This window comes from Streptomyces sp. DG2A-72 (assembly GCF_030499575.1).
Taxonomy (GTDB): domain Bacteria; phylum Actinomycetota; class Actinomycetes; order Streptomycetales; family Streptomycetaceae; genus Streptomyces.
Map to the genome: position 1 here is coordinate 6,907,662 of NZ_JASTLC010000001.1, position 23,720 is coordinate 6,931,381.

The following is a 23,720-nucleotide window of genomic DNA, read 5'->3' on the forward strand; positions in this document are numbered from 1 at the left end:
GGCGCGACCGGACAGGCAAGGCCCGGGTCCCTGTGAGGGAGGCCCGGGCCTTCGCCGCACGGCGGGACGTCAGCCGTTGGCCGGTGCCCGCGGTCGGTCCAGTGTCCTGTTGCTGCATTTTCCGGGGGGTGGCCCCCGGACCTCCCTGCCGGAGTGGCGGCGTCGTTCTAGCCGTTGGCCAGCGCCCGCAGTCGGTCCAGCGTCCCGTTGAACTTGTTGTGGTCCCCGACCGTCGGCCCGGAGGACGTGTACTGCCACATCGTGTAGTACTTCCATCCCGCGGGCAGCGTCCCCACGGTCGACGCGTACCGGGCGATCCACAGCGGGTTGGCGGAGGCGAAGCCGGCGTAGTTGCCGGTGCACTGGGTCCACCAGCTGGTGGCGGTGTAGATGACGGCGTCGCGGCCGGTGCGGGCCTTGTACTGGTTCAGGAAGTCACGGATCCAGCTGACCATGCCGCTCTGCGTCTTGCCGTAGCAGGTTGCGCCGTACGGGTTCCACTCGATGTCGAGGGCGCCGGGCAGGGTCTTGCCGTCGCGGGACCAGCCGCCGCCGTGGTCGACGAAGTAGTTCGCCTGGGCGGCGCCGCTGGTGGTGTCGGGTGTGGCGAAGTGGTAGGCACCGCGGACCATGCCGACGCTGTGGGAGCCGGTGTACTGCTGGGCGAAGTAGGGGTTCGTGTAGTACGTCCCCTCGCTCGCCTTCGCGTAGGCCCACCGGACGCCGCTCTTCCAGAGGGTGGACCAGGCGACGTTGCCCTGATGGCTGGAGACGTCCACGCCCTCCGTCTGGGTGGCGCGGGCGTCGGCGGGCAGGCCGTGCTGTCCGTCATGGGCGAGGACGCCCATGCCCATGTAGGCGGAGCCGCGGGCCGGCGGGTCGGCGTCCGGCTCGTCGCCGGCGGTGGCCGGGGCGGCGAGGGCGAGGAGGAGGGACAGGGCGGCGAGCAGGGGGCCGGTGAGGGAGAGGCGCCGGCGCCGGGGGTGTACCGATCCAGGTCTGTGCACGGTCATAGCGTGCCTCCGAGGGCTCGGTCGTGCTCGGTGGAGAAGGCGATGGGGGGAATGCGGCTGCCGGCGCCGCTTCCGATGCGTCTGGCGTGGGCATGTCAGCAAGTTCCTGATAGAGAAGCTACGCACGTAGAAGACGGGGTTGGAAGGGGGTCCGAGGGCTGCCGTTGGTCTACGCCTGCGAAATACTGACGGAGCTGCGGCTATGACTGCATTTGGCGGAAACTTTCAGGACCGGGAAATTCAAGGTAGGGGCTGACGTGCACGAAGACGGAAACGGCGGCGGACGTCGAGTCGAATCCGACACGTTGCCGAGTGGTGTGGACCGGGAATTCCTGTCCCTGGAGCGCGAGTTGACGGTGCTGCTGCGCCGGGCCCGGGCCAGCCAGGGCGAGATGGCCCGCGAGGTCCACCCCGACCTGGAGTCCGCCGCGTACGGTCTGCTGGTCCGGCTGGATGAACTCGGCGGCCAGCGCGCCACGGAACTCGCCGCGTACATCGGTGTCGGGAAGGCGACCATGTCCCGTCAGCTCCGCGCGCTGGAGGACCTCGGTCTGGTCGTCCGTGAGCCCGACCCGGCGGACGGGCGGGCCTGGCTCATCCATCTGACGGAGGAAGGGCGCGGCCGGGTGGGCAAGGTACGGGAGGCGCGCCGGGCACGCTACGTCAACCAGCTCGCCCACTGGGACCGCGGCGAGGTCGCCGAGCTGGCCCGGCTGCTGCATCAGCTGAACCGGAAGATGGAGAGCTGAGCGCTCCGCGGGAAGTGCCGCGATTGGTCGGTGGTCGTCCGCGGCGCCGTCGTGGCTGGTCGCGCCCACGCGGCGGAGCCGCATATCGATACAGCCCCGCGCCCCTTTGGGGCGCTTCACCGACGCAGCTCACAGCTCCGCGTACACCACCGTCGCGTCGTCGTGCGTCTTGCTGCGCCGGAGGTACACCCGCTCCGTGTCCGCCAGTTCCAGCGCCCGTACCCGTGCCACCAACTCCCCCGCCCCCTCCTTGCGTACGAGGTCGAAGCAGTCGGCCCAGTCGCCCGCGCCGAACTTCTCCACCCAGCGGGTCGCGCCGTCCGTCAGGGCGGCCAGGGCCCGGACCTCGCGGCGCGGCAGCACGCCCGTCACCGCGCGTGCCGCGACCGTCGGGTCCGCGGCGGCGGTGTAGAAGCCGCCCTCCTTGTTGCGGACGGTGGCGTCGGCGACGGCGTCGGTGGTGAGGGAGGTGCGGGGGAGGCGGGAGAGGCGGGAGAGGCGGTCGTCGAGCAGGGCCGTGATCGTGCCGTCGGCGGACTCCACCAGGAGTGCCGAGTCGGAGAGGACCAGATACTCGACGGTCTCCGGGGACCAGCGGGTCAGGACCACGGTTGCCTGTGGGGTGCGTGGGTGAGAAAGGTCACAGGTTTGCGCGTGGGACTCGGCAGTACGCGCGATAGCGGAGGCAAGGGTTTCGGCCAGCGGAACATCCGGGAGTGAAACGGTCAGTTCGGTCAGGGCTCCGCCGAGACGTGCGCAGTACCAAGGGACGGAATGCAGACAGCCGGTCCCGTCCTTCGGGGGTGTCACTCCGTCCAGGACGACGAGGGTGCCGCCCTGTCCTGAGGCCGGTACGGCGACGCTCGCGAAGTCCTCGTTGGGGTGGGTCGGATCGCCGGGCTCCGAGACAACTTCGGTTCGCATTCGGCCAGTCTCCACGAGCTCTTCACGAGGTTCGTCAAAGGGTCGCAACAGTTGCCGAGTTGGCGCACCCGTGCAGGACCCTCGCAGGTCAGAAGCCTGAAATGGGGTGGAATGGTTCCGTCCGAGACGGCGTGGCGGCACATAGTGCCACCGTGCGCCGCAGACGTCCAACCGGCCCGCCGCCGGGGCGCGTCGGGAGCGTCACAGGAACTTGCCCGCCCACTGCCGACCGAGGTTCACTCCTTCGGGTGGCGGGTCAGGTGATGCGCGACCGCTGCCCACCGGCGTGGGAGGGTCGGGATCCGTACCGGGCGGACGTACCGGCTGGGAGCACCAGTTGACGCAGCGTCACCCGGGCCCATGGGTATCACGAGTCAGGAATGCGAGCACCGGTGCAGAAGACGCGGCCTCGTCGTACAGGCAAGCAGACGGCCTCCCCAGGGGGCACGGAGCACACGTCGGACACACTCGCCGGCAAGGGCCGCCCGACCCATGTACGCAACCGGCTGATCGTCGCTGTCGCCGTGGTGGCCGCCGCCGTCGCCGCGGCCGGAGCGCCCTCGCTCATCGCCGCCTCGGGGCAACTGAGCGACTCCCAGTCGCTGGTGACGCTCTCCGAGCAGACCGAGGACGCGCTCACGCTCGCCCACTCGCTGGCCGACGAGCGGGACGAGGTGACCTCGTACATCGCGGCCGGGCGGCCCAAGTCCAAGGCGCCGAGCGAGCAGCGCAGCGTCCGCGTGGACCGGCAGGTCGAGGAGTTGCGCGCCGATACGGACGCGCCCGCCTCGCTGCGGTCCGACCTCGACGGGATCGCGGCCGTACGGAGAGCGGCGCTCACCGGAAAGAGCAGTGCCCTCGACACGCACGACGCCTACTCCGCCACCATCACCGAACTCCACCGGCTCGCCGAGCAACTGGCCGAGGAGATGCCGCCCCGCGCCGGCTCCGGCGCCTACGCCCTCGCCGAGCTGGATTCCGCCGTCCAGCAGGCCGCCGCCGCCCGCGGACTGCTCCTCGCCGCGCTCAACATCCCGCGCACCACCGAGACGGTCATCGACCCCATCACCGGACTGGCGAGCACCGTCACCCGGTCCTCCGACGCCGACACCAAGCAGCGTGACGCGCTCACCGGCGCCGCCCAGGAGGCCCGGCTGCGTTCCGACGCGGCCCTCGCCGAGTTCCGCGACACCGCGCCCAAGTCGGCCCGGACCTCGTACGACAACACGGTCACCGGTCCCGAGGTCGACTCCGGCGAGAAGTACCTCGCCTCCCTCACCGACCAGCCGACCCTCTCCGACGGCGAACTCGGCACCAGTACCGAGAAGGCGGACGCCGCCCTGTCCGCCCGTATCGACGCGATGCGCGGCGCCGAGTCCGCGCTCTTCGACCGGCGCACCAAGGATCTCGCCCAGCTGCGCGACGACGATGTCACCGAGCTGGAGATCCGGATCGCCGTCCTCGGCGCGCTGGTCCTGCTGACCATCGGTATCGCCACGGCCATGGCGCGTACGCTCACCCGCCCGCTCTCCGTCCTGAAGCGCGGCTCGGCCCGGCTGGCGAACGCGGAGGACCCCGCCGCCGCGGAACCCGTCACCTTCACCGGCCGCAACGACGAGTTCGCCCAGGTCGTCCGCTCCGTCAACGCCCTGCACGCGCAGGCCGTCGCCCTCCACGAGCGGGTCGCCACGCTGGAGGCCGACCGCAAGCACCTGGTCGGCCAGCGGCAGAAGATGGCCGACGCCCGCGAGCGGCTGCGGGCCGAACTCGCCGAGTCCACCGCCCAGTTGGACCGGCTGCGGGACAGCATCGGCGCCACCTTCGTCAACCTCGCACTGCGCACCCTCGGCCTCGTCGAACGCCAACTCGGCGTCATCGAGGGTCTGGAGGAGCGCGAGCAGGACCCCGACCGGCTCGCCACCCTCTTCAAGCTCGACCACTTCGCCACCGTCATGCGCCGGCACAGCGAGAACCTCCTGGTCCTCGCCGGCACCGAGCACGGCCGGCACAGCGCCGGGCCCGTGCCGTTGATCGACGTCGTACGGGCCGCGGTGAGCGAGATCGAGCGGTATGAGCGGGTCCGCATCGCCGCGCTGCCGCCGCATGCGCACATCGCCGGGTTCGCCGCGGACGACCTGAGCCATCTGCTCGCCGAACTCATGGAGAACGCCACCTCGTCCTCGCCGCCGGAGCTGCCCGTCGAGATCTCCGGGTGGCTGCTGGAGAGCGGCGAGGTCATGCTCTCCGTCCAGGACGAGGGCATCGGCATGACCGCCGAGCGGATGACCGCCCTCAACGCCCGCCTCGCCGACTTCGACCCGGAGGCGTCGTACGACCAGGAGGGCGAGGAGGGTCTCGGTCTCGGCCTGTACGTCGTGGCCCGCCTGGCCCACCGGCACGGCGTCCGTGTCCAGCTGCGCGAGCAGAAGCAGGGCGGCGTCACCTCGGTCGTCGTCCTGCCCAAGGGCCTGCTGGCCACGGCGCCGCCCGTCGAGGTCCCGTCGTCGTCACCGGGCGCGGACGCCGAGGCCAACTCCAACGTCCTGCACGGCCGTTCGGAGACCGGCGGCGACCCGCTCGTCGCGCTCGCGGAGAAGGCGGTACGGGAAACGGGGGACGCCGACAAGGCCGTACCGGATCCGATGGGGCCGCGGGAGCATCCAGCCGAGACGACGATCGAACTCCTGCTCCCCGCCTCCCCACCGCCCGAACCCGCGGCCGCCGACGGCGAGGACGCCCCGCAGGGGCCACCCGCACCCGACCACGAAACCCGCACGGGTGGTGCGGGTGCGAACGGACCCGCCGAAGGCGAAGCCGAGGCGGAACACCAGCGCACCCCCGACGAGCCCGAAGAACTCGTCACCGACAAGGGCCTGCCCAAGCGCACCCCGAAGATCACCGTTCCCGCCCAAGCACAGCGCCCCCGCAGCGGTTCCGTGGACGCCGAAGCCCTGCGCCGCCGCCTCGGTGGCTTCCGCCGAGGGGCCGAGGCGGGCTACCGCGACGTGGAGGCGGAGATCGCCGAACAGACGGGCCAGCACCAGGTACCCGGCGCACCCACCACACGCGCACCACATGACGCACAAGCCGAAGAAGCCACGGGGGGCACTGTCGAGGAGGCAAGCAGTTGACCGCGCCCAGTACCTTCGGAACCTTCGGACTGAGCAGTGAAGCCCGCAATCTGCACTGGCTGCTGACGAATCTGGTCGAGGAGGTGCCGGGCATCGAGTCGGTCGCAGTGGTCTCCTCCGACGGACTGCTGCTGCTCTCCTCCGACCCGGGCCGCAACGCCGCGGCGCGCGAGGCCCTCGCCGCCCGCCCCACCGGCCCCCGTGGCTCCTCCGCCGACCTCGCCACCGTCGTCTCCGGCATCGGCAGCCTCACCATCGGCACCGCGAAGCTCATGGAGTTCGGCGCGGTGAAGCACACGATGGTCGCGATGGACGAGGGCAGCCTGTTCGTGATGTCGATCAGCGACGGGTCGCTGCTCGGCGTGCACGGCTCGGCGGACTGCGACATGAGCGTGGTGGCCTATCACATGGCACTGTTCGTCGGCCGCGCCGGACACGTCCTGACCCCCGAACTCCGCAGCGAACTCCGCAAATCCCTGGAAGCCGCGTCGACGGGGAGTGCCCGATGAGCAGCAGTGGTCCGAGGAAGCTCCCCGTCCGCGGCGCCGACCGCAAGCCCGCCCGGGTACGCCCCTACTCGCTCACCGGCGGCCGCACGCGCTTCGGGCACGTCCTCCTCGTGGAGACGCTCGTAGCGAGCACAGCGGCCATCGAAGCCCCCGAGGAGCGCAGGGAACTGACGAATGGTTCCCTCACCACCCGGGTGATGCCGGAGATGCGGGCCATCGTCGAACTGTGCCGCCGTATGCGCACGGTGGCCGAGATCGCCGCGCTGCTGAAGATGCCGCTCGGCGTGGTCCGCGTGCTCATCAGCGACCTCGCGGACCAGGGAAAGATCCGTGTGCATGGCACCGGAACCGGCCATGGCACCGGCCGGCCGGACCGGGCACTGCTGGAAAGGGTGCTGAGTGGACTCCGTCGTCTCTGACGCCGCGAGAGGCGTCTCCCCCTTCGTCGAGCCCGAGCCCGAGCCCGACGAGAACCTCAGGTCCTGGCAGACGGAGCTCGCCCGCGCCCCCGTCGCCACGAAGATCGTCGTCGCGGGCGGCTTCGGCGTAGGCAAGACCACCCTCGTCACGGCCGTCTCGGAGATCACGCCCCTCCAGACGGAGGCGCTGATGACCCAGGCCAGCGAGGACACCGACGACCTCACCGGCACACCGGAGAAGCTGACCACGACCGTGGCCATGGACTACGGCCGCCTCACACTCGACGACGACCTGGTGCTCTACCTGTTCGGCACGCCGGGCCAGCAGCGGTTCTGGTTCATGTGGGACGACCTGGTGCGCGGCGCGATCGGCGCGGTGGTCATGGCCGACACCCGGCGCCTGAAGGACTGCTTCCCGGCGCTGGACTACTTCGAGAGCTGCGGGCTGCCGTATGTCGTCGCGGTCAACCACTTCGACGGCAGCGAGCGGTTCGAGCCGGAGGACGTGCGGGAGGCGCTGACGGTTCCCGCGCACATACCTGTCATGATCATGGATGCGCGGCGCAGGATCTCCGTGATCGAGACCCTCCTGTCCCTCGTCGGCCACGCGCTGGATGTCACCCCCGAGTAGTCGCTTTTAGGAGTCAGCACCCGCATGCGGAAGATACTCGTCGTCGGAGCCGGCCAGTCCGGGCTCCAGCTCGCCCTCGGCCTCCAGTCGCACGGGTACGAGGTCACCCTGATGTCCAACCGGACGGCGGACGAGATCCGGGGCGGCCGGGTCATGTCGACGCAGTGCATGTTCCACACGGCTCTGCAGCACGAGCGCGATCTCCAGCTGAACTTCTGGGAGTCCCAGGCCCCGAAGATCGAAGGACTCGGCGTCTCGGTCGCCGCCCCCGGCTCCTGGAGCGAGGGTCCCGCGGCGCGCGCGATCGACTGGGTGGGCCGACTCGACGGGTATGCGCAGTCGGTGGACCAGCGGGTGAAGATGGCCGGCTGGATGGAGACCTTCGCCCAGCGCGGCGGCCAGCTCGTCATCCACGGTGCGGCCGTCTCCGACCTGGACTACTTCTCCCGTACGTACGACCTGGTGCTCGTCTCGGCGGGCAAGGGCGAGCTGGTGTCCATGTTCGCCCGGGACCCCGAGCGCTCCCCCTACAGCGAGCCGCAGCGTGCCCTCGCTGTGGCCTACGTCCATGGCATGGGCCCGCGCCCCGAGCACCCCGACTACGACGCGGTCCGCTGCAACCTCGTGCCCGGCGTCGGCGAGCTGTTCATCATGCCGACGCTGACCACCACCGGCCGCGCCGACATCCTGTTCTGGGAGGGCATACCCGGCGGCCCGCTCGACGCCTTCAACGGCGTCAAGGACCCGGCCGAACACCTCTCCCTGATCCTGGAACTCATGGAGCGGTTCACGCCGTGGGAGTACGCGCGCGCCACGAAGGTCGAACTCACCGACGCGGGCGGCGTGTTGAGCGGCCGTTACACGCCGACCGTCCGCAACCCGGTCGGCCGCCTTCCCGGCGGTGGGCTGGTGCTGGGCGTCGCGGACGTCGTCGTCGCGAACGACCCCATCACAGGTCAGGGCTCCAACTCGGCGTCCAAGTGCGCGGCTTCCTATCTCGCCTCGATCCTCGAGCACGGCGAGAAGGAGTTCGACGAGGCGTGGATGCGGGGGACTTTCGAGCGGTACTGGGACACGGCGCGGCACGTCACCAAGTGGACCAACGCGATGTTGGCTCCGCCGCCGGAGCATGTGCTGAACCTCATCGGTGCGGCGGGGGAGTTGCAGCCGGTGGCTGATCGGTTCGCGAATGCGTTTGATGATCCGGCGGATTTTGAGGACTTCTTCTATGAGCCGGAGAAGACGGCGGCGTATTTGAGGTCCGTGGCCTAGTCGCCGTTGGGGGTGCGGTGTTCTGGCGGCTGCGGGTTCGTTGTGGCTTGTCGCGCAGTTCCCCGCGCCCCTTTGGGGCGCTCGTCTGGGCGTACTGCTCCAAGGATCGGGTTGGATGCGATCGGGGCCAGCTTGATCTTCTCGCCGGTTCTTGGTGCGTGCACGACCTTTCCGTTGCCCAAGTACATTGCCACGTGTGTCGCCTCCGGGAAGTAGATGACCAGGTCTCCGGGGCGCAGCTTCTTGAGGGGGATTCTCGGGAGCTGGGCCCATTGTTCCTGGCTGGTTCTCGGGATGGGTTTCCCTGCGTGGCTCCAGGCCTGTGAGGTCAGGCCGGAGCAGTCGTACGTCTTCGGGCCCTCGGCGCCCCATTCGTACGGCTTCCCGAGTTGCCGTACGGCGTAGCGCAGCGCCTCGTCGCCCTTGCGGGAGGCGGGTCGGTTGTCGCTCAGGGCGCCGGAGGCCATGAACTCCCGTTGTGCCTTGTCGGTGCCGTTCTTCTCGAACTCGGTCAGGGCGGTGAGCTGTTCGGCGGTGAGGGAGGCGAGGAGTTTCTCGACGTCGTGGAGGCGGTTGCGTACCTCGTCGCGCTGTTTCTTCTGCCGTGCGGCGAGGGAGAGCCGGCGATCGAGGGCGGTGCGGGCCTTGCGCGAGAGGTCGTCGGCCTTGCGCTCGGTTCCGGTGAGCCGGTGCAGGGTCTCGGCCCGCTCCCGTGCCACCTGCCCGATCACATGTCCCTGGTCGAGCGCGTGCTGTGGATCGCGGGCCAGGAGCAGCCGTACGTACGGGGAGATGTCGGTACTGCTCTGGTACTGCTGGCGCGCGAGCCGTCCGGCCGCTCCACGGCTGTCGTGCAGGGAGAGCCGGGCGCGGGCGAGCGCACGGTCCAGGCGGTCGACCTCGGTGCGCTGCTTCTTCAGCTGCTCCTCGGTGGCGTTGTAGGTCTCGGTGGCCCGCTCGGCCTCCCGGTACAGCCGCTGAAGGTCCGTCAGCAGCTCGGCCACCGAACGGTCGCCGGGCTCGGGTACGGCCATGGCGGGTACGGCCGCGAGAACGGCCTGGGTCGCCACCGCCGCCGTACAGACCAGACGCAGAAGGCGTCCTGACATGTCATCACCTCCGGTGCGGGGCGGCCCCTCCGCTCCGCACCGCGAGCATCAGGCGGCCGCTCGTCTTTCGCGCGCGGGGTGTGCGCGGTTCGGCGCAACGCCGTCACTCGTCGGCGTCATCCCGCTTGCCGCCCGGCGTGGTGTCTGGTTTGGACCACGGCCACCGCAGTCCGCTGCCGCGCTTGCCCTGAGGGTCGTACTCGTACTTCCAGCCCTGCGTCAGGCCCAGCCGCTTGCTGTGCCCGCGCGGCACCCTGCGGTAGACGAGCACGGTGGGCTCGCCGCCGTCGGGGGCCGGGACGGGGATGCGGTAGGTCTTGGGCGGGTGCCCGGTCATGCCCAGCAGCACCGGCAGGACACGGCCGTCCATCGGGCCGCCCTCGAAGGGGGTGTCTTCGGTCTTCACGCCACCAGTCTCAGCCATCCGCCGCGAGGGCCACGACCAGGGCGGCGGTCTGCGGATCACGTCCGCCTGTCACCGTCAGCGCGGCCATGAACTGCTCCACCAGCCAGTCCCTCAGCTCGTCGAGCGGCGGTTGCTTGCCCTCGTCGAGCCAGATGAGCGAGGCCGCCTCCACCGCCGTGATCCACATCCGTACGGTCATCCGCAGCCGCAGGCCGGCCTCGGGGACGGCGAGATGGCTGAGGATGTGCTCGGCGGCGGCCCGGCGTACGCCGTCGACGATGGCTGTCGTACGGGATGTCTCGACGACGCTGCCGCCCTGGAGGAGGGCGCTGAAACCCGTGTCGTGCTCGTCGACGAAGGCGAGATAGCGGTCGAGGGCCCGCACCAGCCGGGGCAGGCGCGGGCCCACGCGGGGCTCGTCGAAACACTGCTGCAGCTCGTCCGCGGCGGACCTGAGGGCGGCCTCGTACAGCTGTTGCTTGCCGCCCGGGAAGTACCGGTAGACCAGGGGGCGGGAGACTCCGGCCGCCTCTGCCACGTCGTCGAGCGAGACGTCCTCGGGGGTGCGCTGCGCGAATTGTTTGAGCGCGGCGTCCAGGAGCTGACTTCGCCGCTCCTCGACGCTGAGGCGGCGGTAGGCGGGGGCGGCGGGGGTCATGGGTGCAGCGTAGTCGGCGGCTGCGGGCGCGTCGTGGCTGGTCGCGCAGTTCCCCGCGCCCCTGGGTGGGTCCAGTCGCCTACGCCAGGAGGCCCGACGCCTTCCATAGGCGTCGTCCCATCCCTCGCAGCACCCCGATGTCGTCCAAGAAGTCCGTCAGGCGCTTCGCTCCCGTCTGCATGACCTCCCGGCGGTGGCCGCTGGCATTCACCTGGGCCATGGCCTCTCGTTTGTCCAGGCCTACGTTCGTGTAGACCTCGGGGTTCACGAAGGCCACCGAGAAGACGCGGGCGAACTCGCCGGAGGTGACGCGGGTGAACTCCTGGGACCACTTCGGGGCGGTCACCATCTGGCGGCGGAGTTCCTCACGGGCGTATCGGACGTGGCGTGCCTCCTCGACCACGTGGATGCGGGTGACGCCGCGGACGAGCGGCTGTACCCGCTCGTCCGGGAAGGTCAGCCGCTGCATCCAGTCGAGGACCTCCTCGCCGAGCAGGGTCGCGGTGAAGGAGCCGGGGGTGGTGGAGATGGTCTTGAACAGGCGGCCGAGGTTCTGGTGGACGCGGCTCACGGGGTACCACGGTGTGCCGCCGTGTGTGATCAGGCGGGCGAACATCTTCGAGTGCCGGCACTCGTCCTCGATCTCGGTCAGCGCGTAGCGCACATGCGCGCTCGTCGCCGCCTTGTCGTAGATGTGCCGGGTGAGCAGCTGCATCAGGATGATCTCGAACCAGATCCCGAGCGAGGCGAGCGCGGCGGCCTCGTGCTGGGAGAGCAGGATCCGCTGCTCCTCGCTCATCCGCTTCCACATCGGGGTGTCGTAGAGGGACACCAGTTCCGGCGGCCAGAACCACTTGCCCTCCTCGAAGGGCGCGTCCCAGTCCAGTTCCTTGTCGGGGTCGAAGGAGTGCTTGAGAGAGGAGGCGAGCAACCGCTCGGCCACCTGCTCCCGGTCCTTGAGCAGGCCGAGCGCATCGCGCAGCCCGTCGAGCGCGTCGGCTTCGGTCACGGTCGTCATGGGCTTATGAGACCGCTTGTCAGCAAGCCCGTCAATCCCTTGCGCGCGACTTGTTGACCCTGCGTCTACCAAGTAGGAGCCTGCGATGCATGCCGACTGAAGACCTGTACGCCATGGACCCGGGAGACTCCCCCTGGCAGGTGCCTGCGACCGGCGCCGCCCGCTTCAGCTGGGAGGCCGTCTTTATTGGCCAAAAGAATGGCGCCGGGCGCGACCGCCTCCTCGCCCTCTACCAGAAGGGCAAGGACAAGCAGTGGGACGCGCAGAAGCGGATCGACTGGGACCTGGAGGTCGACCCGTACGACGCGCTCGGCACCCCCGACGAGTCGATCAGCCTCTACGGCACCCCGTACTGGGCGAAGATGACGGACCGCGACAAGGGCGAACTGCGCCGGCACCTCGCTTCCTGGCAGTTCAGCCAGTTTCTGCACGGTGAGCAGGGCGCGATGATCTGCGCGGCCCGGATCGTCGAGTCGGTCCCCGACCTGGACGCGAAGTTCTACTCGGCGACCCAGACGATGGACGAGGCCCGGCACGCCGAGATCTACGGCCGTTTCCTGCACGAGAAGATCGGCCTGCTCTACCCGATCAACGACAACCTCCAGTCCCTGCTGGACGACACGCTGCGCGACTCACGCTGGGACATGCCGTATCTCGGCATGCAGGTGCTCATCGAGGGCCTCGCGCTCGCCGCCTTCGGCATGATCCGCGACACGACGGACAAGCCCCTGCCGAAGCAGATCCTGGCCTACGTCATGCAGGACGAGGCCCGGCACGTGGCCTTCGGCCGGATGGCGCTGCGCGACTACTACCGGCAGCTCAGCGACGCCGAACTGCGCGAGCGCGAGGAGTTCGTCATCGAGGGCTGCTATCTGATGCGCGACCGGCTGCGGGGCGTCGAGGTGCTGGAGAACTTCGGCATCCCGAAAGCGGAGGCCGAGGAGTACAGCGAACGGTCCGAATTCCTCGCCCTCTTCCGCAAGTTGCTCTTCTCCCGCATCGTCCCCTGCGTCAAGGACATCGGCCTGTGGGGCAAGCGCCTCCAGCAGGCCTATGCCGACATGGGCGTCTTCGAGATGGGCGACTCCAATCTGGACCTGCTGATGGCACAGGACGAGGAGATCGCCGAGAAGCTGGACGCGGAACGGTTCGCGGCGGAGGAACACGACCGGGTAGCGGAGGTGCGGCAGGCCATCGACCTGGGGGGCGGGTAGCGCCCCGAAGAGGCGCGGGGCTGTGTCTGATATGCGGCTCCGCCGCGTGGGCGCGACTAGCCACGACGGACCCGCAGATCATCGACGGCCGATCGCGGCACGACCTCCACTGGCACCGGCTGCGCCCCTTCCGCAGGGAACGACGTGCGCAGGGTGAACGCGTACGGCGTCGGCCCGTTCGTGCGCAGGTGCAGCAGGCGGGACTCGGCCTCGGCGACCGTGGGCCGGTGGCCCGCCGGGACCCACCACATCGCCATCATCGCCTCCTCGACCCGCTCGAACCACTCCCGCCGGCGCGCGAGCATCTCGCGGTGCCGACCCTGGTACATGTACGCGGTCAGCGCATTGGCGTCCCGCCACACCGACATGTTGATGATCAGCCACTCGTCGCCGAAGACCTGGATGTCGGTCGCGTCGCCGTCGTCCGACTGGAGCCGCCAGACGAATCCGTCAGCGGCGTCCGCATCCGCGTTGACCGGGTCGAGCGCGTCGACAAAGTCCTTCAACTCCGGGGAATCCAGCGGGAACTTGAGGCGGGCGATGTTGACCTCGGCGAGTTCGTACACGATGTCGGCAGTCGTCATGGACCGAACGGTAGGTCGGGAAGATGGCCCACCGGTACCCCCGTCTCAGTAATCGAGCACGCCCGCCTACGAGTTGAGCACCGCCCTCATCACCGACCGCGCGATCGGCGCCGCGTCCCCGCCCCCGCTGATCTCGCCCCGGCGCGCCGACGCGTCCTCGACCACCACCGCGACCGCCACCTTCGGCTCCATGTCGCCGTCGGCCTGTGCCCAGGACACGAACCAGGCGTACGGCATCCCGGAGTTGTCGACGCCGTGCTGGGCGGTGCCGGTCTTGCCGCCGACGGTCGCACCGCGGATGGCGGCGCGCCGGCCGGTGCCCTCCGTGACCACGTCGGCCATCAGTTCTTTCATGCGGACGGCGGTCGACGGGTGCATCATCCGCCGCATCGGGCGCGACCCGGCCGTCGCCACCGTCGCACCGCTCGCCCGGGTGGTCCGCTCGACCAGGTGCGGCGACCGCACCTGCCCGCCGTTCGCCACGGCCGCCGCGACCATCGCCATCTGCAGGGGCGTGGCCCGCGTGTTGTACTGCCCGATCGACGACAGCGCGAGCTGCGCCCTGTCCACCGACGTGTCGAAGGTGCTCGGCGCCACCGAGAAGGGGATCTTCACGTCGGTGTCGTTGAAGCCGACGGCCTCCGCCGTCCGCGCCATGTCCTGCGCACCCACCCGCACGCCCAGCCTCGCGAACACCGTGTTGCACGACCACACGAACGCCTCCCGCAGCGAGGCGTTCCGGCAGCCGTCGGCCTCGTTCGTCAGCGAGGTCGTCGTGCCGGGCAGGGTGTACGGGTCGGGCGAGTCCGTCGGCTCGTCCAGATCCTTCAGCACACCGGCGTCCAGCGCCGCCGCCGCGGTCACCACCTTGAAGGTGGAGCCCGGCGGATAGGTCTGCCGCACCGCCCGGTTGAGCATCGGCTTGTCCCGGTCGCCGTTCAGCCGCTCCCAGGACCGCTTCGCCGCCGGCCCGTTCCCGGACAGTACGGCGGGGTCGTACGACGGTGTGGACACCAGCGCCAGGATCCGTCCCGTCGCCGGCTCGATGGCCGCCACCGCGCCCTTGCGCCCGCCGAGCCCGGTGTACGCCGCCTCCTGCGCGGCCGGTTGGATCGTCGTCACGACGTCGCCGCCCGGGTTCTGCGAGCGCGTGAGGTCGTTCCACAGCGGGAACGGCGAGAGCATCGGGTCCGTGCCCGACAAGAGGTCGTCCTCGGCGTGCTCCAGGAGCGTCGTGCCGTAGACCTGCGAGGCGAAGCCCGTCACGGGCGCGTACATCGGGCCGTGCGTGTACGTCCGCTCGTAGCGGAGCTGCTCGCCGGTGTCCTCGGAGCCGGTGAGCCGGGCGCCGTCGGCCAGGATGTCGCCGCGCGGCTGGCCGTAACGGGCGATGTTCTGGCGGCGGTTGGCCGGATTGTCGTCGTAGGACCCGGCCTGGAAGACCTGGATGCGGGCGGCGTTCACCAGCAGCGCGACCAGGAGCAGGGCGCAGAACACCGCGGCGAGCCTGATGTACCGGGTCATGGGGCGACCTGCCCGTCGTACTGCCGCCGTGCCGAGTCGCTGACCCGGACCAGCAGCGCCACGATCGCCCAGTTGGTGACCACCGAGGAGCCGCCCTGCGCCAGGAACGGCATCGCCATGCCGGTCAGCGGGATCAGGCCGGTCACCCCGCCCGCGATCACGAACACCTGGAGCGCCACGATCGAGGCGAGACCGACCGCGAGGAGTCTGCCGAACGGGTCACGCAGGAGCAGGCCCGCCCGGTAGCCGCGCTCCACGAGGAGGCCGTACAGCAGGAAGATCGCGGACAGGCCGGCCAGCCCCAGTTCCTCGCCCGCCGTCGCCAGGATGAAGTCCGACTTGGCGGCGAAGCCGATCAGGATGGAGTGGCCGAGCCCCAGGCCAGTGCCGAGCACACCGCCCGCCGCGAAGGCGAACAGGGACTGGGCCAGCTGGTTGGCGCCCTGGCCCGCCTCGATCGACGCGAACGGGTGCAGCCAGTCCTCGACCCTGCTGTGCACATGCGGCTCCAGCCAGCCGACGGCCACGGCACCGAGCGCGGCCAGCAGCAGCCCCACCGCGATCCAGCCGGTGCGGCCGGTGGCGACGTACAGCAGGACCACGAACAGACCGAAGAACAGCAGCGACGTCCCCAGGTCGCGCTCCAGGACCAGCACGCCGACGCTCAGCAGCCAGATCGCGACGATCGGGCCGAGGACCCGCCCGGTCGGCAGCTGGAGGCGCCAGATGCGGCGGCCGGTGTAGCGCAGCGCGTTGCGGTTGGCGGCGAGATACGCGGCGAAGAACACCGCGAGCAGCACCTTCGCGAACTCGCCCGGCTGGATGGAGAATCCCGCGATCCGGATCCAGATCCTGGCGCCGTTCACCGCCGGGAAGAAGATCGGCAGGGTGAGCAGGGCGAGGGCGGCCACGACACACACGTACGCATAGCGCTGGAGCACCCGGTGGTCGCGCAGCAGCAGCACGACGACGATGAACAACCCCACGCCCAGCGTCGACCACACCAGTTGGGTGGGCGCCGCCCGGTCGCCCGGCGTCTCCAGGTCGAGCCGGTAGATCAGCACCAGGCCCAGCCCGTTGAGCAGCACGCCGATCGGCAGCAGAAGCGGGTCCGCGTACGGGGCCCGCAGGCGGACCGCACAGTGCGCCAGCAACGCCAGCACGCCCAGCCCGGCGCCGTAACCGGCGGCGCCGGGCGGGACGGAGCCGTTCTTCGCCAGGCCCACATCGCAGTAGCCGTACACCGACAGGAATACGGCGACGACGATGAGGGCGAGTTCGATGCCACGGCGCCGGGGGAGGCGTACGACGGGCGTGGAGCGGTCCGTCGCTGCTTCCAAGGTGATGCCGGCCTTGCTCATGTCCGGAACTTACCCAAATAACATCTCTTGTGACCCTTCGTCATCAGCACCAGCGCGGCGCAGGCCCGACGTTGTCGATGAACCGCGCCGCACCCCAGGCCCAGGTGCCGTCCGTGAGCAGGTACCAGAGGGGGTTGCCCTGGATGCTCTGCCCGGGCGTCTTGCAGAAGATGGACACGACATCGCCCCGGTGGACCGCGCGGATCGGCCGACTGCCACGAGTCGGCGCACTGCGCAGGATCAGCCGGTCGGCTGTGACGACACCCCGGTAGCGGCGCGGATCGCGATAATCGCCCTGGCCGCCGAACTCGTCGAACCCATCGCCGCCCCCGAAGTTCGAGTCGCCGCTGCTGAACTCCGAGTCCCCACCGCTGCCCCATTCGTCGTCCGCGACAGCGGGCGAGACGGTGGTCGCGCCGGCGAGCGCGACGACGACAGCAGTCATGGCGAGACGGCGAGTGAGGCGAGTGCGCAGAGACATGGCGGGTACCTCCATGAATGGGGCGAATCTGACTAATCGCCACATTAGGAGCGGGGGCGGACGGTCGCGCGCACTGATGGGCCATAGGAGAAGCGGAGAAGCGCCCTATAGGGGCGCGGGGAACTGCGCGACAAGCCCCCACAACCCGCAGCCAGCGAACAACCTGTGGTCCCGAGCTCTTGGTTCTTGGTCTTGCTAGCGCAGCGTCAGCGTCGCGACGGCACCACCGTCCACCGCATTCGCAAACGTCAGCCGCGCCCCCAACACCTCCGCCTGCCCCAACGCAATCGTCAGCCCCAGCCCGTGCCCCCTGGTCCCACCCTCCGTACGAAACCGCTGCGGCCCATGCGCGAGCAGATACTCCGGATAACCGTCCCCATGGTCCCGGACGCTGACGACCGGCCCATTCACCGTGAGGACAACCGACGGCCGCCCATGCCGGTGCGCGTTGGCGACCAGATTGCCCAGCACCCGCTCCAGACGCCGCCGATCCGTCTCCACCCGGGCATCCCGGACGACCCTGACCTCCGTGTCGTTCCCGTCCGCCCGCACCACCCGCTCCGCCAGCACCCCCAACTGCTCGGTGTCCAGGTCGAGCCGTTCCCGGCCGGTGTCGAGCCGGGAGATCTCCAGCAGGTCCTCGGTCAGCGTCCGCAGCGCCGCCACGCGGTCCCGCACCAGCTCGGTCGGCCGTCCCGCCGGGAGCAGTTCCGCGGCGGCGTGCAGGCCGGTCAGCGGCGTGCGCAGCTCATGCGCCACGTCTGCGGTGAACCGCTGCTCGCTCAGCAGCTTGCCCTGCAGCGACGCCGCCATGGAGTCCAGCGCGGCGGCGACCGCGGCCACCTCGTCCTGCGGGCGCGTCGGATCCTTCGTACGGGGGTCGTCGACGCGTGCGTCCAGGTCGCCGCCGCTGATCTGCCGGGCCACCTGCGCGGTGGTGTGCAGCCGCCGCGTCACCCGGGTCACCGCGAACGCGCCCACCATCAGCGTCACCCCGATCGCCAGCCCCGAAGACCAGATGATCGCCCGGCCGAGGTCGTCGATGGTGCGCGCCTGCTGTGCGTAGTCGACCTGCACGGCAAGCGCCCGCCCGCCGTCGGCCGGCCCCGCCGCCCACATCGTCGGGCGGCCCTCGTGGCCGGCGACCATCGTGCCCCGCTCGCCGGCGACCGCCAGCTCCCGCAGTGACTCGGGCAGCCCGTCCGGGTCGACGCCCACGCCCGGCATCAGCCTGTCCCCGGCCCCGAACGCGGTGGTCGCCTCGTCCAGCCGGGACAGCGCCAGGTCACGGGCCTGCTCGACCGTCTGGTTCGACACGGACACATGGACGAGGACGCCGAGCAGCGCGGCCAGCGTGCAGCACATCACCGTGATGAACACGGCTGCCTTCACGGCGAGCGTCCCGGACCAGCGGGGGAGCCCGAGCCTCATCGAGGACTCGCCGAAGCCGAAGCCGAAGCCGAAGGTGATGCCGATGCCGACTGCGACTGCGACTGCGACTGCGACGGTCGTGCGGTCCGCTTGGCCGTGCGCGTGCGCAGCATCTCGTCATGCGTGAGCAGCATCGCGCGCTGGTTCGCGTCCCAGGTCCACTGGAGGCGGTACTCGTAGCCGGCGACCTCGGACGGCGAACGTATGATCACGGACCGTCCGGCCAGCTCGACCGCGCTCATCGCGTCCTCCCAGCGCATGACCCGCACCAGCCGCCCCTTCTCGACGGTGTAGACGCGTACCGCCGTCAGGGTGCCCGGCAGCTGCCGGAAGCCCAGCGTCAGATCGTCGCGCCCGTCGCCGGTCAGATCGCGGTAGTACGGCTTCAGGACCGGGCACCTGGCCCCGTTCCCGCCCGTCGCGCAGTCGGCCATCCGCTCGCCCGTCTCGCGGTACGGCGACCCGTCGCCGTAGTCGTCCGGGCTCGCGGTGATCTCGGCCCGTACGATCGCGACCGGATCGACCTTGCGGAGGTCACCGCCCGGCAGGCCGACGCCCTTGATCACCTCGCGCTCCACCTCGCCGATCTCGAAGGCGGGGGAGGACGCCGGCGGCAGCTCGGGCCAGAGCCGGGCCGGGCTGACCGCGGTCGGGGTCGGGCCCGCGCCGCGCAGCCCGCCGGTGTCGCCGCAGGCCGCGGTCGTCGCCGTGAACAGGGCGGCGAGGGCGAGGGCCCGGGCGGGGCGGCTGAGGGGCACGGCACTCCTGTGGTCCTGGATGATCGTGGGCCCCGTACACCTTATTCGCGGGGAAGTCCTTTTTGCGCGCAGGGGCTGTGCGGCCTGCGCACCGGCGTTATTCGGCCAGCTCCTCCAGCAGCCGGGCCGTCGGCAGTCCCGCCCGCAGGTACGCGACGAACAGCTCATTGTGCAGTGCCCAGGGCGAGCGATGCCTGCGGATCAGCCGGATCGCCTCCTCGGCGGAGCAGCCCCGCCGGACCAGGGTGTGCGCGACGACCAGTCCGGAGCGGTTGTAGCCGTGGTAGCAGCGGACGAGGACGCTGCGGCCGTCGTCCAGCGCCTCGCTCGCGGCCTGCGCGAGCCGCATCACGCCCGCGAGCTGCGTGCCGTCCAGCGGACCGTCCGGAATCGGCCACACATGGTGCTCGACACCCGGGTCCGGCCCGTGCCCCGGCAGCCGGAGGAGCGTCTGCACGAGATCGAACTCATCATGGACGACGACGAATTCCACCTGTCCCGAGCCGTCCCTGAACTCGTGCCCGCCCATCCACAGGCCGGGCACGATCTCGCTCCACGGGCTGTCCGGAGCGGGTACGTCGGGTTGGTTTCTGCCGGTCCGCAAACGAGCCTCCCCAAGCCCCTGCCAACTCATCCCAAGGGTAACCGGGTTGGAAGTAGTTCCCGGATGTGTAGGTCAGCGTCGGCCATTTCGGACAGGGCAGGGTGCTGTGGTCGGCGGCGAATGATCTGGTCCGCGATCATCTTCTGCCCTTCCTGTGCAGAGGGGATCAGTTGTTCGCCAGTCGCTGTCATGTGCTTCCCGGGGTGTGGGGGCGGGGGTTAGCTTCGGCCCGTCGAGATCATCAAAGGTGAGCGAGGGGTGCAAGGCAATGGGCAAGCGGGCGCGGGGTGTCAAGGGGCGGGAGCTGTCCGCCCCGTTCGTGGTGGCCCCGCCCTCCGGGTGCCGCATCCGCACCCGACTGCACCTCTCGCCTGCCGACGTGATCGTGCTACGGGCAGTGGGCTCCCACCTGGGGGCTCTGGCGGGGGCGGATCTGGCGGCGCGGGTGCGGATCGGGAACGTGCCCGCCGCGCACAGTCGGCGGGCCGAGCGGAAGAAGACGCTGACCGCCCGGTCCTCCTCCCGCTGGGCGGGGTCGATCACCCGCACCAGCGAGGACCAGTACCAGCTGGCCCGGCGGGCACTGAACGCCCGTATCGGCTCGCTGCGCCGGGTGATCGCCACGATCACCTCCCGCCTCGCCGTGGCACCGGGCAGCCGGGTGCGTAAGGGGCGCGGGTGGGTGCGCGGGTACGCCGATGACGCCGAGCGGAGAGCCAAGCAGCAACGGCTACAGATCCTGCAGGGCGAGCTGCGCCGGGCGGTACGGGAGCGGGACAGCGGCCGAGTGCGGGTCACCCGGGGCGGACGCCGGCTGCTCAACGCCCGCCACCACCTCTACGACAGCGCCACCGCCGAAAAACCGCTGACCGCAGCCAACTGGCAGGCACAACTGAAGAATTGGGGCGAGGCATGGTCGGCGCGGCGGATGTTCCTCACCGCGGACGGGGAGGCAGGGGCGCCGTTCGGGAACTACACCCTCAGCATCGACCCCGCCGACGGCACCATCGCGATGGTGCTGCCCGACCCGCTGCGCCAGGCGTACGCCAACGCCCCGCGCGGCCGGTATGTGCTGGATGCGGCGGCCGTCTTCAGCCACCAGGGCGGGCAGTGGGCGGACCGCATCGCCTCGGGAGCCTCGGTCCGCTACGACATCACCTACGACCCGGCCCGCGGACGCTGGTACCTCGATGCCTCCTGGTCCACCACGGCCAAGGGCCAAACGGCCCCGGTCCCTGCCCTGGAGACGCTGCGCCAGCACCCGGTGCTCGCAGTGGACGTGAACGCGGACCACCTGGCCGCCTGGGTCCTGGACTCGTGCGGCAACCCCGTCGGCGCTCCCCACACCATGCCCCTTCAGCTGTCGGGGCTGCCCGCCACCACCCGCGACGCACGACTGCGCGCAGCGATCTCCCAGCTCCTGCACCTTGCCCAGCGGCATGAGTGCGCGGCGCTGGTGATCGAGAACCTGGACTTCGCCGACGCCCGCGCCACCGGCCGGGAGAAGCTGGGCCGCGGCAGGCGCGGCAAAGCCTTCAGGCGGCTGGTGGCGGGGATCCCGACGGCCAAGTTCCGTGACCGGCTGTCCGGGATGGCCCACCATGCCGGACTGTCCGTGATCGCGGTCGACCCGGCGTACACGAGCAGATGGGGTGCCCAGCATTGGCTGCACCCCCTCAAAGAACAGCAGGCTTCTTCCGTTTCGACCACCGCCACGGGGCATCATGCCGCCGCGGTGGTCGTCGGCAGACGCGGTCTGGGCTGTACGGCCCGGCGCAGGAATGACGGACCCCGCCAAACCCGTGCCACCACCGCCTCACGGCGGGCTGAGGCAGGGGCCGTGCGACCAGCGGATCGCACCGGGACAACCGCCCCCGCAGCGCCGAGTCACCGCAGCACAGGCCGTACGGGGCGGACAGCTCCGGCACGGACCTCGCGCAGCACCCCCTCGGTGCGTCAGACGCGAGCGCGCCCACCCGGAAAGCACCCTCCCTCAGGCCCCAACACCGTTCGGGGGCCCAGCATCCACGACCAGCAACTCACGCTGTTCGGAATGCCCGAAACGGCCGCCATCGGCCGATCAACATAGGAACGGTTCTTGCCCCTGGAGCACCCCGCCTGGTCCCATGGTCATGGGGTGATGGTGCATGAGCCGACTGCGCGTCATACCGACCTGGCGGCACGGCCAGGAGCGGCTGTATGTATGCCTCACGGACGGGCGGAACATCGCCTGGTACGACCGTGAGGCGGCCCGGGTCAACCTGCTCAGCGACGACCACAGAGAGGGCGTACTCGAAGCCCTCGGACCCTTCCTGACCGGCCCCGTCACCGTCGGCCCGCCCCCGGTGCCGACCCCCGCGGAGCTGGCCCGCCTCAGCCTCCATCCGGACGACGACCTGGCGCCCAACCGCCCCGGCGAGGCCCTCCACATCGCCCTGGACCGGGACCCCGGACCGGCCCACCGGCTGCGCCCCGACCCGCGCCGCCGGGCGCTGGCAGCCGAGCAGGTGGTGGGGGAGGCCCTGGAGCGGCTGGACGGCGCGGGCTGGCACGCCCTGCACTCGATCCCGCTGCCCGGCGGAGACCGCGTCCACCATTTGATGATCGGCCCCGGCGGACTCTTCGCCCTCCACACCGTGTACGCCCGCAAGCAGCGGGTCCTGATCGCCGACCCCATGGTCACCCTGGGCCGCCGCGAAGCCCGCCCCCTGCTGCGCCGAGTCCGCGCCGACGCCGACCGCGCCTCCTACGCCCTGACCGCCGAGGTCCACCCGGTCCTCGCCGTGGCCGGCCCCGCGGACGTCCGGATCACCGCGCCCCTCCGTGAAGTGCGCGTCTTCCAGGACACGGAACTGGGAGGCCTCGCCCGCCTCGGCGGCGTGCTCAAGCCGGCGGACGTGGAGGCACTGCACGCGATGGCCCGGGACCGCCACACGTGGGAGCGGGTCTGAAGCGCCCCAAAGGGGCGCGGGGAACTGCGCGACCAGCCACGACGGAGCCGCAGACAACCGACGACAGACAGCGGCACTCTCTTGGTTCACGACGGCACCGGACCGGCGTGAGCCGAGTCGAGCAGCGGTGCCAGCAGATCGCCGTAGTCCTGCAGCCGTGGGCCGAGATCCGCCGCCGTGAACGCCAGCTGCCCCGGCGCCGCACACTGCTCGACCTCCCCCCAGGTCACCGGCGCCGACACCAACGGCTGAGCCCGCGCCCGCAGGGTGTAGGGCGTGGCCGTGGTCTTCCGCGCAGCGTTCTGGCTCCAGTCGACGAACACCTTCCCGGGCCGCAGGCTCTTCGTCATCCGGTGCACGACCAGCCGCGGCAACGCCCGCTCCGCCTCCACGGCGAGCTCCTTGGCGTACTCGCTGACCTGCTCGGACGACGCGGACCGCACGGCGGCCAGCAGATGCAGCCCCTTCGCCCCGGACGTCTTCGGCCACGCCTCGATCCCGTCCGCCGCGAGCCGGTCCCGCAGCCACACGGCGACCTGACAGCACTCCACGACCGTCGCCGGCGCCCCCGGATCGAGGTCGAACACCAGCCGGTCCGCCTCGCCGGGCGCCCCGATCAGCCACTGCGGGGTGTGGAACTCGGTCACCAGATTGGCGGCCCACATCAGACTCGCCAGATCCTGTACGAGCACCATCCGCGCCGGCCCCTCCATCCTCGGCACCTCGGCGGTGGTGACCCACTCCGGCGTACCCGGCGGCACGTTCTTGGTGAAGAACACCTGCCCGTCGGGCCCGTCCGGATACCGCAGAAACGACACCGGCCGGTCCCGCAGATGCGGCAACAGCACGTCGGCGACGGTCGCGTAGTAGTGCAGTACCTCGCCCTTGGTGAACCCGGCGGCCGGATACAGCACCTTCTCCAGATTGCTGAGCGCGACCCGCCGTCCTTCTACCTCGGTGATGGGCGCCATAC

Annotated in this window: 23 protein-coding genes; 9 read left to right on the forward strand and 14 right to left on the reverse strand. The window is 70.5% G+C overall.

Annotation, left to right across the window (positions count from 1 at the left end; genetic code table 11):
* Positions 1-167: 167 nt before the first annotated feature.
* Positions 168-1,013: a lysozyme gene (locus QQY66_RS32890; RefSeq protein ID WP_301983931.1), complete on the reverse strand. Its 846-nt coding sequence runs from the start codon at positions 1,011-1,013 to the stop codon at positions 168-170.
* Between the two features lie 257 nt (positions 1,014-1,270).
* On the opposite strand from QQY66_RS32890, the gene QQY66_RS32895 reads away from it, so the two are divergent.
* The gene (locus QQY66_RS32895; protein WP_301983932.1) at positions 1,271-1,762 is read left to right on the forward strand and encodes a MarR family winged helix-turn-helix transcriptional regulator; all 492 of its coding nucleotides are present in this window, start codon (positions 1,271-1,273) and stop codon (positions 1,760-1,762) included.
* Positions 1,763-1,891: 129 nt separating this feature from the next.
* Here QQY66_RS32895 and QQY66_RS32900 read toward each other — a convergent pair whose 3' ends face one another.
* Positions 1,892-2,686, reverse strand: coding sequence for a protein phosphatase 2C domain-containing protein (locus QQY66_RS32900; protein ID WP_301983933.1), 795 nt, complete (start codon positions 2,684-2,686; stop codon positions 1,892-1,894).
* A gap of 392 nt (positions 2,687-3,078) precedes the next feature.
* On the opposite strand from QQY66_RS32900, the gene QQY66_RS32905 reads away from it, so the two are divergent.
* From QQY66_RS32905 to QQY66_RS32925, 5 genes are read left to right on the forward strand one after another with little or no spacing between them, the layout of a single operon-like run.
* A complete protein-coding gene (locus tag QQY66_RS32905) occupies positions 3,079-5,817 on the forward strand; it encodes a nitrate- and nitrite sensing domain-containing protein (RefSeq protein ID WP_301983934.1) in 2,739 nt (912 codons plus the stop codon).
* Entirely contained in the window at positions 5,814-6,326 is a 513-nt protein-coding gene (locus tag QQY66_RS32910; RefSeq protein ID WP_301983935.1) for a roadblock/LC7 domain-containing protein, read from the forward strand. Before QQY66_RS32905 ends, QQY66_RS32910 begins: the two co-directional genes overlap by 4 nt.
* The gene (locus tag QQY66_RS32915) at positions 6,323-6,745 is read left to right on the forward strand and encodes a DUF742 domain-containing protein (RefSeq protein WP_301983936.1); all 423 of its coding nucleotides are present in this window, start codon (positions 6,323-6,325) and stop codon (positions 6,743-6,745) included. Before QQY66_RS32910 ends, QQY66_RS32915 begins: the two co-directional genes overlap by 4 nt.
* On the forward strand, positions 6,726-7,376 hold the full coding sequence (locus QQY66_RS32920) for an ATP/GTP-binding protein (protein ID WP_301983938.1): 651 nt from the start codon (positions 6,726-6,728) through the stop codon (positions 7,374-7,376). The genes QQY66_RS32915 and QQY66_RS32920 overlap by 20 nt, the downstream gene beginning before the upstream one ends.
* Before the next feature lie 24 nt (positions 7,377-7,400).
* Positions 7,401-8,648 carry a styrene monooxygenase/indole monooxygenase family protein gene (locus QQY66_RS32925; RefSeq protein ID WP_301983939.1) on the forward strand — a complete coding sequence of 416 codons (1,248 nt, stop codon included), beginning with the start codon at positions 7,401-7,403 and terminating at the stop codon, positions 8,646-8,648.
* On the opposite strand, the gene QQY66_RS32930 is transcribed toward QQY66_RS32925, so the two are convergent.
* The 4 genes from QQY66_RS32930 to QQY66_RS32945 all read right to left on the reverse strand — a co-directional run bounded on the left by QQY66_RS32930 (position 8,645) and on the right by QQY66_RS32945 (position 11,839).
* The gene (locus QQY66_RS32930) at positions 8,645-9,757 is read right to left on the reverse strand and encodes an NlpC/P60 family protein (protein ID WP_301983940.1); all 1,113 of its coding nucleotides are present in this window, start codon (positions 9,755-9,757) and stop codon (positions 8,645-8,647) included. The two genes, QQY66_RS32925 and QQY66_RS32930, sit on opposite strands and share 4 nt — an antisense overlap.
* Before the next feature lie 103 nt (positions 9,758-9,860).
* Positions 9,861-10,163, reverse strand: a complete 303-nt coding sequence (locus QQY66_RS32935; RefSeq protein WP_301983941.1) for a hypothetical protein — start codon at positions 10,161-10,163, stop codon at positions 9,861-9,863.
* A gap of 10 nt (positions 10,164-10,173) precedes the next feature.
* Complete coding sequence (locus QQY66_RS32940) at positions 10,174-10,821, reverse strand: TetR/AcrR family transcriptional regulator (protein ID WP_301983943.1); 648 nt, start codon at positions 10,819-10,821, stop codon at positions 10,174-10,176.
* Between the two features lie 79 nt (positions 10,822-10,900).
* A complete protein-coding gene (locus QQY66_RS32945; protein WP_301983944.1) occupies positions 10,901-11,839 on the reverse strand; it encodes a diiron oxygenase in 939 nt (312 codons plus the stop codon).
* Positions 11,840-11,928: 89 nt separating this feature from the next.
* Here QQY66_RS32945 and QQY66_RS32950 point away from each other — a divergent pair, with 89 nt between their 5' ends.
* Positions 11,929-13,053 (forward strand): ferritin-like domain-containing protein, encoded by a 1,125-nt coding sequence (locus QQY66_RS32950; RefSeq protein ID WP_301983945.1) that lies wholly within the window; start codon positions 11,929-11,931, stop codon positions 13,051-13,053.
* 56 nt (positions 13,054-13,109) lie between these two features.
* On the opposite strand, the gene QQY66_RS32955 is transcribed toward QQY66_RS32950, so the two are convergent.
* The 7 genes from QQY66_RS32955 to QQY66_RS32985 all read right to left on the reverse strand — a co-directional run bounded on the left by QQY66_RS32955 (position 13,110) and on the right by QQY66_RS32985 (position 19,796).
* Positions 13,110-13,637: a DUF3291 domain-containing protein gene (locus QQY66_RS32955; protein ID WP_301983946.1), complete on the reverse strand. Its 528-nt coding sequence runs from the start codon at positions 13,635-13,637 to the stop codon at positions 13,110-13,112.
* 66 nt (positions 13,638-13,703) lie between these two features.
* Entirely contained in the window at positions 13,704-15,161 is a 1,458-nt protein-coding gene (locus tag QQY66_RS32960) for a penicillin-binding transpeptidase domain-containing protein (protein ID WP_301983947.1), read from the reverse strand.
* Positions 15,158-16,522, reverse strand: a complete 1,365-nt coding sequence (locus tag QQY66_RS32965; RefSeq protein ID WP_301983948.1) for an FtsW/RodA/SpoVE family cell cycle protein — start codon at positions 16,520-16,522, stop codon at positions 15,158-15,160. Before QQY66_RS32965 ends, QQY66_RS32960 begins: the two co-directional genes overlap by 4 nt.
* A 43-nt stretch (positions 16,523-16,565) precedes the next feature.
* Positions 16,566-17,003 (reverse strand): SH3 domain-containing protein, encoded by a 438-nt coding sequence (locus QQY66_RS32970; protein ID WP_301983949.1) that lies wholly within the window; start codon positions 17,001-17,003, stop codon positions 16,566-16,568.
* 195 nt (positions 17,004-17,198) lie between these two features.
* Complete coding sequence (locus QQY66_RS32975; protein ID WP_301983950.1) at positions 17,199-18,434, reverse strand: ATP-binding protein; 1,236 nt, start codon at positions 18,432-18,434, stop codon at positions 17,199-17,201.
* Positions 18,431-19,192, reverse strand: a complete 762-nt coding sequence (locus QQY66_RS32980; RefSeq protein ID WP_301983951.1) for a hypothetical protein — start codon at positions 19,190-19,192, stop codon at positions 18,431-18,433. Before QQY66_RS32980 ends, QQY66_RS32975 begins: the two co-directional genes overlap by 4 nt.
* Positions 19,193-19,289: 97 nt before the next feature.
* The gene (locus QQY66_RS32985) at positions 19,290-19,796 is read right to left on the reverse strand and encodes a dual specificity protein phosphatase family protein (RefSeq protein ID WP_301983952.1); all 507 of its coding nucleotides are present in this window, start codon (positions 19,794-19,796) and stop codon (positions 19,290-19,292) included.
* A gap of 268 nt (positions 19,797-20,064) precedes the next feature.
* Between QQY66_RS32985 and QQY66_RS32990 the strand changes: the two genes are divergently transcribed.
* Entirely contained in the window at positions 20,065-21,885 is a 1,821-nt protein-coding gene (locus tag QQY66_RS32990; protein WP_301983953.1) for a hypothetical protein, read from the forward strand.
* Between the two features lie 58 nt (positions 21,886-21,943).
* Positions 21,944-22,747, forward strand: a complete 804-nt coding sequence (locus QQY66_RS32995; protein ID WP_301983954.1) for a nuclease-related domain-containing protein — start codon at positions 21,944-21,946, stop codon at positions 22,745-22,747.
* Between the two features lie 86 nt (positions 22,748-22,833).
* Here the strand turns inward: QQY66_RS32995 and ligD are convergent, their stop codons facing one another.
* On the reverse strand, positions 22,834-23,718 hold the full coding sequence (ligD, locus tag QQY66_RS33000) for a non-homologous end-joining DNA ligase (protein WP_301983955.1): 885 nt from the start codon (positions 23,716-23,718) through the stop codon (positions 22,834-22,836).
* Positions 23,719-23,720: the final 2 nt, after the last annotated feature.